Source organism: Sphingomonas sp. GW821-FHT10F11, assembly GCF_058809095.1.
This window is the reverse complement of record NZ_JBXASH010000007.1, coordinates 170,166-184,387: the sequence shown is the minus strand read 5'-3', so window position 1 is coordinate 184,387 and position 14,222 is coordinate 170,166. Positions and strand designations below refer to the sequence as shown.

At 66.7% G+C, this 14,222-nt stretch carries 16 protein-coding genes; 1 reads left to right on the top strand and 15 read right to left on the bottom strand.

Going from position 1 to position 14,222, the window contains the following annotated elements:
• Positions 1 to 61: 61 nt before the first annotated feature.
• On the top strand, positions 62 to 379 hold the full coding sequence (locus AC1RT8_RS19500; protein WP_493077595.1) for a hypothetical protein: 318 nt from the start codon (positions 62 to 64) through the stop codon (positions 377 to 379).
• A 191-nt stretch (positions 380 to 570) separates the two neighbouring features.
• On the opposite strand, the gene AC1RT8_RS19495 is transcribed toward AC1RT8_RS19500, so the two are convergent.
• The 15 genes from AC1RT8_RS19495 to AC1RT8_RS19425 form a co-directional block, all read right to left on the bottom strand.
• Positions 571 to 1,863 carry a glycosyltransferase gene (locus AC1RT8_RS19495; RefSeq protein ID WP_493077593.1) on the bottom strand — a complete coding sequence of 431 codons (1,293 nt, stop codon included), beginning with the start codon at positions 1,861 to 1,863 and terminating at the stop codon, positions 571 to 573.
• Between the two features lie 21 nt (positions 1,864 to 1,884).
• On the bottom strand, positions 1,885 to 2,217 hold the full coding sequence (grxD, locus tag AC1RT8_RS19490) for a Grx4 family monothiol glutaredoxin (protein ID WP_493077591.1): 333 nt from the start codon (positions 2,215 to 2,217) through the stop codon (positions 1,885 to 1,887).
• Positions 2,218 to 2,232: 15 nt separating this feature from the next.
• The gene (locus AC1RT8_RS19485) at positions 2,233 to 2,466 is read right to left on the bottom strand and encodes a BolA/IbaG family iron-sulfur metabolism protein (protein ID WP_372852413.1); all 234 of its coding nucleotides are present in this window, start codon (positions 2,464 to 2,466) and stop codon (positions 2,233 to 2,235) included.
• A 4-nt stretch (positions 2,467 to 2,470) separates the two neighbouring features.
• Positions 2,471 to 2,794, bottom strand: coding sequence for a DUF1476 domain-containing protein (locus AC1RT8_RS19480; protein ID WP_493077590.1), 324 nt, complete (start codon positions 2,792 to 2,794; stop codon positions 2,471 to 2,473).
• 146 nt (positions 2,795 to 2,940) lie between these two features.
• Positions 2,941 to 3,942: an NADPH:quinone oxidoreductase family protein gene (locus tag AC1RT8_RS19475; protein WP_493077589.1), complete on the bottom strand. Its 1,002-nt coding sequence runs from the start codon at positions 3,940 to 3,942 to the stop codon at positions 2,941 to 2,943.
• A complete protein-coding gene (gene leuD / locus AC1RT8_RS19470) occupies positions 3,905 to 4,534 on the bottom strand; it encodes a 3-isopropylmalate dehydratase small subunit (protein WP_372852406.1) in 630 nt (209 codons plus the stop codon). The genes AC1RT8_RS19475 and leuD overlap by 38 nt, the downstream gene beginning before the upstream one ends.
• 106 nt (positions 4,535 to 4,640) lie before the next feature.
• Positions 4,641 to 6,083 (bottom strand): 3-isopropylmalate dehydratase large subunit, encoded by a 1,443-nt coding sequence (gene leuC, locus AC1RT8_RS19465; protein ID WP_493077587.1) that lies wholly within the window; start codon positions 6,081 to 6,083, stop codon positions 4,641 to 4,643.
• Between the two features lie 74 nt (positions 6,084 to 6,157).
• Complete coding sequence (locus tag AC1RT8_RS19460) at positions 6,158 to 6,583, bottom strand: Fur family transcriptional regulator (protein ID WP_493077585.1); 426 nt, start codon at positions 6,581 to 6,583, stop codon at positions 6,158 to 6,160.
• Complete coding sequence (locus AC1RT8_RS19455) at positions 6,576 to 6,983, bottom strand: MerC domain-containing protein (protein WP_493077583.1); 408 nt, start codon at positions 6,981 to 6,983, stop codon at positions 6,576 to 6,578. The genes AC1RT8_RS19460 and AC1RT8_RS19455 overlap by 8 nt, the downstream gene beginning before the upstream one ends.
• Positions 6,984 to 7,079: 96 nt before the next feature.
• Positions 7,080 to 9,257, bottom strand: a complete 2,178-nt coding sequence (locus tag AC1RT8_RS19450) for a TonB-dependent receptor (protein ID WP_493077582.1) — start codon at positions 9,255 to 9,257, stop codon at positions 7,080 to 7,082.
• A gap of 96 nt (positions 9,258 to 9,353) precedes the next feature.
• The gene (locus AC1RT8_RS19445) at positions 9,354 to 9,812 is read right to left on the bottom strand and encodes a DUF2946 family protein (protein ID WP_493077580.1); all 459 of its coding nucleotides are present in this window, start codon (positions 9,810 to 9,812) and stop codon (positions 9,354 to 9,356) included.
• Between the two features lie 218 nt (positions 9,813 to 10,030).
• Positions 10,031 to 10,564: a DUF5681 domain-containing protein gene (locus AC1RT8_RS19440; RefSeq protein WP_493077578.1), complete on the bottom strand. Its 534-nt coding sequence runs from the start codon at positions 10,562 to 10,564 to the stop codon at positions 10,031 to 10,033.
• A 280-nt stretch (positions 10,565 to 10,844) separates the two neighbouring features.
• Positions 10,845 to 11,678, bottom strand: a complete 834-nt coding sequence (locus AC1RT8_RS19435) for a c-type cytochrome (RefSeq protein WP_493077576.1) — start codon at positions 11,676 to 11,678, stop codon at positions 10,845 to 10,847.
• A 94-nt stretch (positions 11,679 to 11,772) separates the two neighbouring features.
• Complete coding sequence (locus tag AC1RT8_RS19430; RefSeq protein WP_493077575.1) at positions 11,773 to 12,735, bottom strand: NAD-dependent epimerase/dehydratase family protein; 963 nt, start codon at positions 12,733 to 12,735, stop codon at positions 11,773 to 11,775.
• Complete coding sequence (locus tag AC1RT8_RS19425) at positions 12,736 to 14,172, bottom strand: S41 family peptidase (protein ID WP_493077573.1); 1,437 nt, start codon at positions 14,170 to 14,172, stop codon at positions 12,736 to 12,738. It lies immediately after the preceding gene.
• Positions 14,173 to 14,222 lie beyond the last annotated feature (50 nt).

Here is a 14,222-nt window from a genome sequence, read left to right as displayed (position 1 = left end):
GCGATATGCGCGGTCCCGGCCTGTCGGGGTGCGCCCCCATGGGCCTGTATGGAGAAACGACATGCCGATCATCTTCAGCGGAACCGGGGTCATCACCCAGATCAACGTCTTCACCTGCGATCCCGCCAATCAGGCGGCGCTGATCGCGTTGCTCGCGGAAGGTGCGCGTTCGGTCAGCGACGTGGAAGGCTGGATGTCCGCCAGCATCCATCGTGGGCTCGAGGGCGACCGGGTGGTCAACTATGCCCAGGTACGCGGCCAGCCGGCGCAGGATCGGGTGATGGCGCGGCTAAGGGCGAGCGACTTCTTTGCGCGCAACGCCGCGCTGGGGACCGCGCATCCTGGGCTGTACCAGGTCGCCGTCACCATCGGCGGCTGAACTGTCGGAAGGATTTACAGTCGGCGCCGGGTGGAAAGAGGCGTTAACCATCGAGATGCCCGGATTTACGTCGCCGGCCCGGACTGGCACGCCGACTGCATAATCTGAAACATGCCGAGCGTTCATCGCTTCAGCAGGACGGACCGATGCTCCCCTCCGATCTCGCATCGGTCCGTCCTACCCGGCCTCAATTACCCAGCCTTCGAAATTCCTGCATTCTCGAGCTGACCGAAACCGGCATATTGCCGCGCCTTGCCCTTGGTGCGCGCGGCGGCATGCGCCATCGCCTTGGGGTAGATCTCGCCGAAGAGCCGCCCGAAGGTCGCGTTCCAGCTGAAATTCTGCTCGACATGCGCCCGTGCCGCGAGGCTCATCGCGGCCGGGCCTTGCTGCCACAGCTTCACGACATTGGCGGCCATGGCATCGATATCGTCGACCGGCCCAAGCAGGCCGAGGCCCTGCGGCACGCGGTCGGGCATCGCCCCGCTCGCCACGCCGACCACCGGCAGGCCGGCCGCCTGCGCCTCGAGCACCGAGATGCCGAACGTCTCGTCCGCCATGGCGGAGACGTAGATGTCGGAGGAGGCAAGTGCCTGGGCCAGGCTCGCCCGGTCCCTTTCGAAACCCGGGAAGGCGATCGGCAGGCCTGCGGCCTCGGCGACGAGCCGATCGTAGAGCTTGCCGTTGCCGATCATCACCATCGCCGCATCGAGCGAGGGCGGCAGCCGGCGGAACATGTCGATCAGCTTGTCGGCGCGCTTCTCATTGTCGATCCGCCCGGCATAGACGAGCAGCGGCCCCTTACCCGGCAAACCGAGCTGCGCGCGATAGCCCGGATCGCGCGCAGCGGGGTTGAACAGCGTGGTGTCCACTCCGAGCGACAGCACGTCTGTGCGCTTCACGCCGTGCTGCTCCAGCGTCAGCCGCGCGGGTTCGCCCAGCGTATAGACGCGGTCGAACGCGTTATAGGTCGCTTTGGCATAATGATAGGACAGCGTCCTGAGCGCGCCCGCGATCGGCGCACCGAACAGCTCGACCCCGACGCGGTAGATATGCGCGTTGGGAAAATCGGTGCGATAGCCGGCGACCAGGGTCGTCTCGGGAAAGGCGCGGCGATGGTTGATCGCGGTCCAGGGCAGGACCCAGGGGCACAAGGATTCGATCACGTCGGGCTGGTAGCGCGCCAGCAGGTCGCGGACGACGCTGGTGCGGAAGATGAAGCGGTAGTTCGGGCTGCCGCGCACCTGTGGGGCCGCGACTTCGGCGAAGATGTGGCGGCCGTTGACGGTGATGCGGTCCTCGGGCCCCGGCACGATCTGCAGCAGGTGATGCGGCGTATGGGTCAGCACATAATCGCGCTTCTCGCGAAGGTAAGTGCTAATCCCGCCGCCGCCCACGGGGGAGTAGCTCTGGGTCAGGTCGCAGACGAGGAGGGGTGTCCGCCCGCGGTTTTCACCGCGCGCGAAATCCGCTTCGTACAACATGTGCCGTCCCTTTTTCCCTCTTCATCCTGCCTGAGCGACGCCCTGCTCTTCGAAGAGCTGCGCAAGCTCGCCGCTCTCGTACATCTCCATCATGATGTCCGATCCGCCGATGAACTCGCCCTTCACATAGAGCTGGGGAATGGTGGGCCAGTCCGAGAACGCCTTGATGCCCTGGCGCACGCCCTGGTCCTGCAGCACGTCGACGCTGTCGAATTCGGCGCCGAGATGGTTGAGGATGGCGACCGCGCGGCTGGAAAAGCCACATTGCGGGAAGAGCGGGCTGCCCTTCATGAAGAGGAGAATGTCGCTCTTGGCGACCATCTCGGCGATGCGGGCCTGTGAGTCATCGGTCACTGGGTCTACTCCTGTTTACTCTGGAACCGCGGTGGTGAGCTGAAGCGCATGCAGCACGCCGCCCATCCGGCCGCCCAATGCGGCATAGACCGCCTGGTGCTGCTTGATGCGGGGCAAGCCCCGGAAACTCTCCGACGTCACCCGCGCCGCATAGTGATCGCCGTCGCCGGCGAGATCGGTGATCTCGACCCGGGCATCGGGGATGCCCCCGGTGATCAGCGCCTCGATCTCTTCGGCTGCCATCGCCATGTGATTATTCCGACTGCATCAGCTGACGGCGGGCCTCGATCGTCTGGTCCTCGATCGCGCGGCGCACCGCACCCTCGTCGACCTCGACGCCGGCCGCGTTCAGGTCGCTGACCAGCTTGCGGATCACGTCCTCGTCGCCGGCTTCCTCGAAATCGGCCTGCACGACTGCCTTGGCATAGGCATCGGTTTCTTCCGGGGTGAGCTTCATCTGGGCGGCTGCCCACTGGCCGAGCAGCCGGTTACGCCGCGCCGTGATGCGGAACGCCATTTCCTCGTCGCGCGCATATTTGGTTTCGAAAGCCCGCTCGCGATCGTCGAAAGTGCTCATGGTTGCTCGTTCCCCTTGGGCGTTTGCAATTGTTACGGCGGAGATAGGGTCGCGGATGCTGCGACGCAACCGCGCGCGCACGACCGCGCGAGGCACAGGTCGATTCTTCGTCGCAGTCATTCCTCCCCCGGAACGGGTGGAACGAGTCAGTCCGCGACGGTCACCACCAGCTTGCCGATCGCCTGGCGCGCGGCCATGCGGGCGATCGCCTTGCCGCCGTCCTCGAACGCGAAGGTTTCGGTCACGCGCGGGGAGATACGGCCATCCTTCCAAAGCCGGAACAGGCGCTCGATATGGGCCTGGTTCGCCTTGGGGTCGCGCGCGGCGAAGGCGCCCCAGAACACGCCGCACACGTCGCAACTCTTCAGCAGCGTCAGGTTGAGCGGCAGCTTCGGGATGCCCGCCGGGAAGCCGACGACCAGATAGCGCCCCTCCCAGGCGATCGAGCGCAGCGCCGGCTCGGCATAGTCGCCGCCGACCGGATCATAGACCACGTCGGCGCCGCCCGGGCCGAGCGCCGCCTTGAACTGGTCGGCCAGCGCCTTCGACTGGTCCTTGTCGAACGGGGCGCGGGGATAGATGAGCGTCACATCGGCGCCCGCTTCCTTGGCGACCGCGGCCTTCTCCTCGGACGACACCGCGGCGACGACGCGCGCACCGAACGCCTTGCCCAGTTCGATTGCGGCCAGCCCGACACCGCCGGCCGCACCGAGCACCAGCAACGTATTGCCCTCTGCAAGATGCCCGCGATCGAGCAGTGCGTGGATCGTCGTGCCATAGGTCAGCAACAGCGACGCACCCTCGGCGAAGCTGCGCCCCTCGGGCAGGCGGAACAGGCTGGTCGCATTGAGCGCGATCTTCTCGACCAGGCCGCCCGATCCGGTAGTGGCGATCACCCGATCACCCACCGCCCAGTCGGTCACGCCCTCGCCGAGACTCTCGATCACGCCGGAGATCTCGCTGCCCGGCGCGAACGGCCGGGGCGGCTTGAACTGATATTTGTCCTCGATGATCAGGACGTCGGGATAGTTGATCGAGCACGCCTTGACCGCGACCACCACCTGGCCGGGCCCGGCCACGGGATCGGGCAGGTCGTCGATGACGAGGGTGTCAGGGCCGCCCGGCGCCTTCGACAACAATGCCCGCATAGATCCTGTCTCCGCTCATCCATGGCCGGTGCTCGTCGACACCGGACTCATATTTCGAAATCGCGGTATCCCTTGCCAGCGTAAGCCCGATCTCGTCCAGCCCCTCCATGAGGCATTGGCGGCGGAACGCGTCCAGCTCGAAGGAAAACCGGTCCTGGAAGGGAGTGGTCACCGTCATCGTCTCGAGATCGATGGTGACTGGGTCGGTCTTCGCCACCTCGACCAGCCGGTCGACCGCGTCCTGCGGCAGAACGACGGGTACGATTCCGTTCTTGAAGGCGTTGCCCGAGAAGATGTCGGAGAAGCTCGGCGCGATCACCGCGACGATGCCCATATCGGCCAGCGCCCAGGCGGCATGCTCGCGGCTCGATCCGCAGCCGAAATTGTCGCCCGCGATCAGGATCGGGCTGCCGGCATAGCGCGGATCGTCGAAGATATTGTCGGGCTGCGCCCGCACCGTCTCGAACGCGCCCTTGCCGAGGCCCTCACGGGTGACGGTCTTCAGCCAGTGCGCCGGGATGATGACGTCGGTGTCGATATTCTTCGCGCCCCAGGGATAGGCGCGGCCGGAAACCTGGCTGATGGCTTTCATTACTGGCTCGCGATCGTTCCGTCGGCCGGCCTCGCCTTGGCGGTCGCGGCATAGGCGGCGATGCCGCTCAACACGGTGCCCAGGATCAGCAGCACAAGCGCCTTCTTCATGATCTCGACCCTCCCATCAGGTCGCGGACGTCGCTCAACCGCCCGGTGACAGCCGCCGCTGCCGCCATCGCGGGTGAGACCAGATGAGTCCGTGCTCCTGGACCCTGACGCCCTACGAAATTCCGATTCGAAGTGGAAGCGCAACGTTCGCCCGGCGGCACCTTGTCCGGATTCATGGCGAGACACATGGAACAACCCGGCTCGCGCCATTCGAACCCTGCATCGACGAAGATGCGGTCGAGCCCCTCGGCCTCGGCCTGACGCTTGACCAGCCCCGAACCCGGCACGACCAGCGCGCGCACGCCGTCAGCGACATGGCGGCCATTGGCGACCGAGGCCGCGGCGCGCAAATCCTCGATCCGGCTGTTGGTACAACTGCCGATAAAGACATGCCCGACAGCCACGTCCTGCATCGCGGTGCCCGGCGTCAGGCCCATATAGTCGAGAGATTTCCGCGCGGCGGCGCGCTTGGCCGGATCGGCGAAGCTGTCGGGATCGGGCACCACGCCGGTGATCGGCACGATGTCCTCCGGGCTCGTCCCCCAGGTCAGCGATGGCGCGATATCGGTCGCGTCGAGCCGCACGCTGCGGTCATAGGTCGCGGCGGGATCGCTCGGCAGAGTCTTCCACCAGGCGACGGCCTTGTCCCAATCGGCGCCCTTCGGCACCATCGGCCGGCCCTTGAGATAAGCAAAGGTCGTTTCGTCCGGCGCAATCAGCCCGGCGCGCGCGCCGCCCTCGATCGACATGTTGGCGACGGTCAGCCGACCCTCGACCGACATGGCGCGGATCACCTCGCCGGTATATTCAAGCACATAGCCGGTGCCGCCCGCCGCGCCGATCTTGCCGATGATCGCCAGGATCACGTCCTTGGGGCTGACCCCGAAGCCGAGCGATCCGTCGACCCGGACCTCCATCGTCTTCGACTGGCTCAGCAGCAGGGTCTGGGTGGCGAGCACATGCTCGACCTCGCTGGTGCCGATGCCGAACGCCAGCGCGCCCATCGCGCCGTGCGCCGAGGTGTGGCTGTCGCCGCAAACCAACGTGGTGCCGGGCAGGGTGAAGCCCTGCTCCGGGCCCACGACATGGACGATGCCCTGCTCGGGCGCGACCGCGTCGATATAGTCGATGCCGAATTCAGCGGTGTTGCGCTGGAGCGCGTCAAGCTGCGCCGCGCTCTCGACGTCGAAGATCGGCAGCCGCTTGCCCGCTGCATCGAGCCGCGCCGTGGTCGGCAGGTTATGATCGGGCACCGCCAGCGTAAGGTCGGGCCGGCGCACCTTGCGCCCGGCCGCGCGAAGGCCGGCAAAGGCCTGCGGGCTGGTGACCTCGTGGATGAGGTGGCGGTCGATATAGATCAGGCAGGTGCCGTCATCGCGCCGTTCGACGACATGAGCGGCCCAGATCTTTTCGTACAAAGTGAGCGGACGGGAAGCCATGCGGGCGCTCTAGCCCTTTCTTGCGCGCGATCAAGCGCGTGCGGCATTTAGTTGCGCATAGCCTGGGTTGGGCGTCAGGCGCCCGGTCCGTCGCCAGGCGCTCCTTCGGGGGCTGCGGTCGGCGCGCACGACCCGCAGACTCCGGAGACTTCCACGATGTGGCGCGAGACCGTGAAGCCGTCCGCCATAGCAACCTCGTCGAGCGCGTCGAACGCGTCAGCGCAGGCGATCTCGGTCACCTGGCCGCATCGTCTACAGAACAGGGTCACCTTGCGGTCGCCACATCCTGGTGCATAACCTCGTGCAACCAGGACCTTGCGGATCGCGCCGCACTCGATGAGCTGCCGGATCCCCCGGAAGATCAAATTGGGCCCGATCGGATCCCCCTGTCGGTGGAATATCTGCCTCAGCTCAAGCGCGCTGAGCGGCCGGGGCGCAGCGTGCAGCGACTGGAGGATCGTCTCCCGCAGATAGCCGGCACGACGCCTCTTCTCAGCCATGGCGGTGGCGGCGGTGGCGCAGTCGCCAGTTGTCGATATGCGCCAATACGAGGCAGAGGCTCCCCGCGATGGTAACGGGAGTCTCGTACCTGCTCCCGAGCAGGAGGAGCGCGCCGGCCGAGAGGAGCGCAAGGCCGACGCATCCGGCAGCCAGCGGGCGCCAGGTTCGATGGCGCACGGCGCCCAGGAGCAGTGCCGTGCCCGAGGCAGGGACCGCGAGGATCAGGATCCACAGGTGGAATTGCTCCGGCAGCGCGATCAGCCGGGACAGCGCCGGCAGCGCCGCCAGCAGCAGCGGCAACCCGGCGCAATGGATCAGGCATAGGATCGACGCGCCGACCGCCGCCCGTTCGACCCAGTCGGTGACGGGCGCGCCGGCTGCCTGCTGTCCGCAGTACATATAGTCTCCAATTCTGTTCGCTGGCGGCACCCGCCCGTGCCCACGCCCCCAACGAGGAGGACATCGGCACGAGCGGGCGCCGCGTTGCTGTCCGCTTTAGAAGCCGGCGCGCACCGTCACGCGGAGATCGCGGCCCGCGAGCGGCGCGAAATCCTTGAGGAAGCTCGAATGGCGCCGGGCATCGACGTCGAACAGGTTGTTGGCGCTGAGCAGCAGCGAGATCTTGTCGTTGCCGGCGATCGGCTTGAACCCGATCGACGCGTTGACCAGCGTATAGGCGCTGGTCTCCGTCTCGAACGGCGCGATCCGGTCCTGGTCGAACACATGCTCGACCTCGACCCGGCCGGTCACGCGGTTCGACTGCGCCTCGACGCCGCCGAGCACGCGCATCGGCGGGATGCGCGGCACCGGCCCCATATCGACGATATTGGCATGGACATAGTCGCCCAGCGCATCGACGTTGATCGTATAGCCGCCGATCCGCGCGACGCGCAGCGACGCATCGGCCTCGAACCCGTAATAGCGGGCATCGGCCTGCTGGAACTGGAAGCAGGGCAGGTCGACCTCGCGGCCGCTCGGTGCCGCCACCGCCTCGCAGACCGAAGGGTCGACCTGATTCTCGGAGATATAGTTGGAGAACCAGTTGTAATAGGCGGAGGCGTCCAGGCTGAACCCTTCCCGGTGGACGTGCAGCGTGCCCTCGATGCCCCAGGACTTCTCGAGCCTGAAGTCGGGACTTCCGACTTCCCAGGATTGCGTGCCGGCATGGCCGCCACGGGCGAACAGCTCCTCCGCCGACGGCGCGCGCTCGGTGCGGGAGACGTTGATGCCCAGGCGGACGCCGTCGGCGAGTGCATAGGACAAGCCCGCCGATCCCGAGACGGCGTCGAAATGGCGTTTGCCCGAGAAGAAGCGGAGATCGCCGTCTTCGGGGTTCGCTTCCAGATCGCTCGATTCGTAGCGCAGGCCACCCTCGGCGCGCAGTGGGCCCAGATCGACCTGTTGCAGCGTGAACAAGCCGATCTGGCTGGTGGAGTTCTTCGGCAGGAAGGCCTCGTCGCCGACGACGTTGAAGTCGCGGTTGAAGAACTGCACGCCCGACGCGCCGCTCCAGCCGCCACGGGTCGATTGCACCAGCTCGAGCCGGCCTTCGATCCCTTTGTTGTAGAAGGCAGTGCCGACCGACCCGTCCTCCTCCAACTCGAAATGCCGGTAATTGGCATAGCCCGCGCGCAGCCGGATCTGCTTGAGGAAGCCGCCGCCGGTATCGACCTCGCCGCGCAGGTCGAACCGGTTCTGGAGCAGGCTCAGCCGCGGCGCCTCCTGCTCCTCGCCCGATGCGGTCGCATAGCGGATCGGCACGCCGTAGAAGCTGTCATAATGGCTGTAGGAAATGCCGAGGCTGCCGGTATCGGTGATGATCGACGCGCCGACACCAGCGGTCCAGGTCCTGGCGGCGCTGTTGGGCAACGTATCCTTCAGCACCGCCGTCGCCGCGAAATCGGGGTCGTCCGGCGCGGTCGGGCCGGCTGCCGCGGCCAATGCCTGGGCTCGGGCGCCGGGCGAGAGGACATAGCCGCCGATGTGCAGGTCGTCGCTCTTCAGATAGGAGCCGTCGGCATGGAGCACGATCTTGCTGCCGATCGCGACGTCGCCGGCACCGCCGACCGAGCGTTCGTTCGCGGCCGAGCCGTAGCTGGCGATCGCGTTGACCCGGTAGCCATTGGCCGGGACGCTGCGCGGAATCCGGCTGTCGATGACATTGACGACGCCGCCGATCGCCGACGATCCGTATAGCAGCGCCGAGGGACCCCGGAGCACCTCGACCCGCTCGGCGAGCAGCGGATCGATGACGACCGCATGGTCGACCGAGGTGTTCGAGACGTCGATCGATCCGATGCCGTCGGTCAGCACGCGCACCCGCTCGCCCTGGAAGCCGCGCAGGATCGGGCGCGACGCGCTTGGGCCGAACGAGGTGGCCGAGACGCCCGGCTGCCTGGCGAGCGTTTCGCCGATGCTCGGACGCAGGTCGCGGGTCAGTTCCTCGCCGGTCAGGATCGAGGTTCCGGACAGCACGTCCTTCTCGCTTTGTTGGAGCACGCCGGTGACGATGATGTCGTTGGGCGGATTGCTGGCGGTGCTTTGTCCGCCCGGCGCTGAATCGGCGGGTGCCGCATCGGCGGCATCGGGCGGCGTGTCGTTGGGCGCGGCATAGGCGCCGGCGGGGAGGGCGAGCGCGATCGAGGCAGCGCTCAGCAGATACAGATGACGCATGAAAAGATACTCCAGGAACCTTGTCGACAGGGCGGATGGAAACGCCACGCATATGGACGCGCACAGGCGCGTCCCCCTTTCGCGGGTGGCGGTTCCTCAGGCTTGGAGCAGGACGGGAGGGGCGCGACTCTGCCAGGCGTGCGAGCGCCGGACGAGGACGGGGCGAAGTGCCACCGTCGCGCCAAAGCCGAACGTCGTCGCTATCGGAGCGTCGAAGACGGCAAGGGTCGGGAAGAGATAATAGCCGCTATGGGCGATCTCACGGCAGATCGGGCAGGTGGCCGGCTGATCGGAAGACGTGCGGTCCGGAAGCGCCGCGGTGGTGCCCGCACCCTGCGCCGTTGCCGCGGTGAAGGCGGATGCGAGATGCTGGTGCGTCTGGGTGAGGAAGCTCTGCCACGAAAGGGCAAGGGTGACCGCCAGAAGGAAAGCGAGCCATCCCGTGCGTATACGCTCGGGCAGCAGTGACCGAGCCGGCGCGGCATCGAGCCGGGCGCGAAGCTGTGGCGCCCTTCTGCGCCCGGAGCGCACGCTCGACTGACCACCCACCGTCATTGACCAACCATTTGCGACAATTCTCAGGCTAGTGTTATGTTACATAGTCACCCAGATCAAGCCTTGTCGAGCGATGGGCTGTCGGCCTTCAGGCGGCAGGAAGCGGGAGCGGGCGTCCGGGGACAGGGGGGATTGGGCGATGGACGTGGTGGTATGGCCATGGACCAGGAAACGATCGAGCACGCCGATCTCCCGCTATAGAAGCGCCTGCCCCGGCATCAGCCATCATTTCCCATATCCCGGATCACCACCGACCCCGATCGCGAGTCGACAAGGATATCCTCGGCATAGGGGTCCTGCTCCTCGGCCGTCTCGTACCATTCGCGCCGCTTGGCCGCACGCTCCCTGGCCTCGCGCTCGATCACATTGTAGATCGCCAGTTGTGCCCGCTTCTGCACGGCTTCCGTCTCCTGCACCATCGCAGCCCAGCGGCGTTGTGCAGTCGGGTTTCCGTTCAGTGCCGCGATGCCCATCGCGCGGAACACCGCGCGATTCATCGGCAGCGCGGTCACCGTGTCGCCGTCGCGTATCTCCACCATCCGATACGCTTCCTCCAGGATCATCTGTCGTGTCGGCTCCGTCGCACCGAGCAACCGGTCTCCCGGCGCGCCCGATCGGCGGGGCCGCCCGGCCGGGTTGCCCGATCGCCCCTGCTGGAAACGATATTCGACCGGCGGCTTGCCCGGTCCGACAGGCGGGCTCCCTGTCGCCGCCGCACCTGCCTTGTCCAATTCACCTTTACGTCTCGTCATGTCAGCGCTCCATGGAAGAAGGATCGCCGCATGAAAGCAGCTTTTACCGGGCGGTTGAATCAAGCCTCCCTCGCCTGCGGCGGGAGGTGCCGCCCCCCTCTCTGATATCGCGGCGGACAGGGGCCGATTTTTTCCTCCCTGTTATCTCCAACTTTGTTGGAAATATTATCATTGTATTTCAGTTGCTTGATGACAATTCTCCCTGTTCCTGAATAACAGGGAGAAAAATGCGCGGAACAGGGAGGCTGCGCGACGGTAACAGCGAGGAACTCGCTCCCGACTATTGCGCCGGCACGCGCGCCGCCTCCGCCGTCAGATACGCCTGGATCGCCGCGATCTCCTCGTCGGTCAGCGCGTGCATGCCGGCGACCGCAACCATCCGCATCAGGCCAAGATCGCGCTTCGAGGCGCCCACCCCGGTCCGCAACAGGGTACGGAACGCAGCCGGGTCATAGGCCGCGGCGATCGGGGCCAGCGCCGGCACGATCTGCTTGCCGTGGTGCGCCGGCGAGGGTTCGTGCATCTTGTGGCAGGCGGCGCAGGAGATATCGACGAAATATTTGCCGACATCCGCCGGCCGCGTGTGCGCGGAGATCTCGGGGATCTGGACGCTCGGGCGCACTTGGCCGGCGAGGACGAGCCCGCGGCCCAGCGGCCCCAGGCGCATCGTCTCGCGCGAATCGGTCGGCTGCGGCTTGAGCGAGCGGATCCAGGCGATGATCCGTGCGGCATCGTCGTCCGCCAGATAGGTGTGCGCATCGGTCGGCATGATGAACAGCGCGCTGCCGTCGCGGCGCACGCCGTGGCGGATCGCGCGGAGCAGCTCGGCATCGCTGTAGCGCGCCGCCACCTGCGAAAAGGGCGGCGAGGCGATGGTGCCGAGCATCGGGTCCTTCAGCAGCACCGCGCCGCCGCCATTGGCGCCATGGCAGTCGCGGCAGCCGGTGATCCTGGCGAGGCGCGCACCCTCGGCGATCGATGCGGCGTCATGCGGCACCGCGACCGGCGTCAGCGCCACGTCATAGCCACGGCGCAACTTCCATTCCGATCCTGTGTACAGCACCACAACCGCAAGCACGATGATCGCGATCAGCCCGAGGGCGATCCGCTTCACTATCCGCACGACAATTTCCCCGCTTCCTCAAAAAATCGAGCGGGGCGCCTAGGGGGAACAGCCGGCCGCTGCTGCGGTCGCGCGACAGGAGCGACTAATCTGCGACGAAGGCTTCCTTCGGCGAAACATAGTCGGCGTCATGGGCGAAGGGCAGGTCTGCCCCGTTGCGGAGCGCGTCGAGCACCGCCGCGAAATCGGTGTCGCACCGGAAACCAAGCACCCGCTCCGCAAGACTGGCGTCATATACCCGGTCGATCGACTGCGGCAGCTGCCAGCCGCGCCGCGCATAGAGCCCAGCCGCCTCCGGGAAGAGCCGCGCGATCGCCGCGGGTGCATCGGCCTTCAACGCGGCCATCTCGTCCCGCGCGAACGGCGTGGGGGCGGAGACGATGAAAGTCCCGAACCCGATCTCCGGCGCCCGCGCGAGCGCAACGATATGTGCCTCGGCCGCATCCTCCACCGTCAGCCGGCGGTGGAGCAGTTCGTTCGCCTTCATGTTCTCGCCGGACAGCGCCAGATGGGTGTCGTCGTCCTCGGGGAAGAAGCGCGAGGTGCGCAGGATGATGACGGGCAGGCCGTGATCCACATGGATCAGGCGGCAGAGCTGCTCGGCGGCGAGCTTGGTCACGCCGTAGATATTGCGCGGCTCGAGCGGCGCCATCTCCTCGTCGATCCACACCGCCGTCTCGCCGCGCGCCTCGCGGATCGCGGTCGAAATCATCAGCGAGGTGGTCGAGGTGAAGACGAACCGGCTCGCGCGGTTGGCGACCGCCGCTTCGAGCAGGTTGAGCGTACCGCTGCTGTTCACGTCGATGAATGTCTGGTTCGGGTAGCGCACGATGTCCGGCTTGTGCAGCGCGCCGCCATGGATCACCGCCTCGATCCCGCGCTCGCCGAACAGCCGGTCGATCAGCGCCCGGTCGGCGACGCTGCCCACGACATCGGTGTCGGTCCCCGGTGCGACGTCGAGGCCGGTGACCTCATGGCCAAGCCCGCACAGCCGGGGCGCAAGATAGCGTCCGAGCCAGCCGCTCGATCCGGTCAGCAATATCCGCATTCACTTCCTCCGTTCGGGCAGGGTCGCGACCCATGCCTCGAGCGCCGCCGTATCGCGCAGATTGCCCGGAAAGACATGCACCGGATCGAGCGGCATGTTCGATCCGCGCTTGCGCCCGCGATAGACCTTCATCGGCACCGACAGGCGCGAGATGCCGCTCGGCAGCACGCTCTGGCGCACGTCCATGTAGAGCGTGTCGGCGCTGGTCTGCTGGCCGATCTGGATCGCGCCCAGCGCCTTCCACAGATCGGCCGCATCGAGACAGGCCGACCCGCAGCCCGAATCGGTGACGAAATAGACCGGCCCGCGCGGCGGGAGGGGAGGGTCGCCGGGGACCGGCGGCTCCTTGTCCTCCGGGTCGCGCCACAGCTTCTCGCCTTTGGCATGGGCTGCCTGCATGCCGGCGATGGTGCGGTCGAACCATTTCCTCGCCTCGGGCGAGAGGATCGCCTTGCGCTGTTCGCGTGTCTCGACCAGCGACGCGATATTGGCTTCGGATGCTCGCCATTCGACCGAGTCCGAATCGATATCGAGCCCGGCGAAGCGTTGCTCGCCCCACAGGATCGCGGCGATCTGGCGCGACCAGTCGGACGATCCGCCATTATTGCCGCGCAGGTCGAGTATGATCGCCGGCGCCGCGACCAGCGCGGCGCGATCCGCCTTCATGCCCGCGATCACGCCGGGCAGGTTGCGCCCGGCGTCCGAGGAGGGGTCTCCGTTGAAATCGCTGAGCGCATACCAGCGCGTTCCATCGGGCAGCGTTCGCGCCCCGACCGGCGGGCGGATCAGCTGGCTGGCGGTCCACAGCCGCGGCGTGAGCGCTTCGGGCGCGATCGCTTTCCAGGTGAGGCTGATCTGTTCGAGCCTGCCGCCGACCTCGAACACGCAGGTCGCGGGCCGCTTGATGAAGGGATTGCCGCGATCGACGAACAGCTCGCCGCCGCGCCAAATATGGCGGGATTTCAGAAACCAGCGGCCCTCGAACGCCCCAACATTCTCCGCCGCGAGCGAGTCAGCCGGCACGCCACCGCATGAGGCGAGCCGGGCGCCGAGCGGCAGCGGCGCATCGTCCGCGCGCGACACCACGCGCTGGGCACCGGCCGCATCGAAACCGGTCAGGAAGCCGGGCCATTTCGTATCGAACTTCGGCGCGTCGCCGGTCGTGCCGAAACCCATATGCCCGTCCTCGAATGACGCGACATAAGCTTTCATCGCATACCAATAGCCAGCGAAATCATGCACCTGTCCGGCACGTTTCAGCGCCAGCGCGAGGCCCTGGTCATTGCGTTTGGCGAAGTCGGGGTCGAGCGTGTTGATCGGCCCGGGATGATTGGTCGCGGCATCGTCATGCAGTGCCTTGGCGTCCTGGCGCAGCGCCTGCGACCAGTCGCGTTCGGCAGGCATGGCAGCAAGGAGGAGCGGGAGAAGAATCGCCATTTTCATGCCCGCTCCCCTACTCCCGCGCGTGTTATGGCTGCAATACAGCG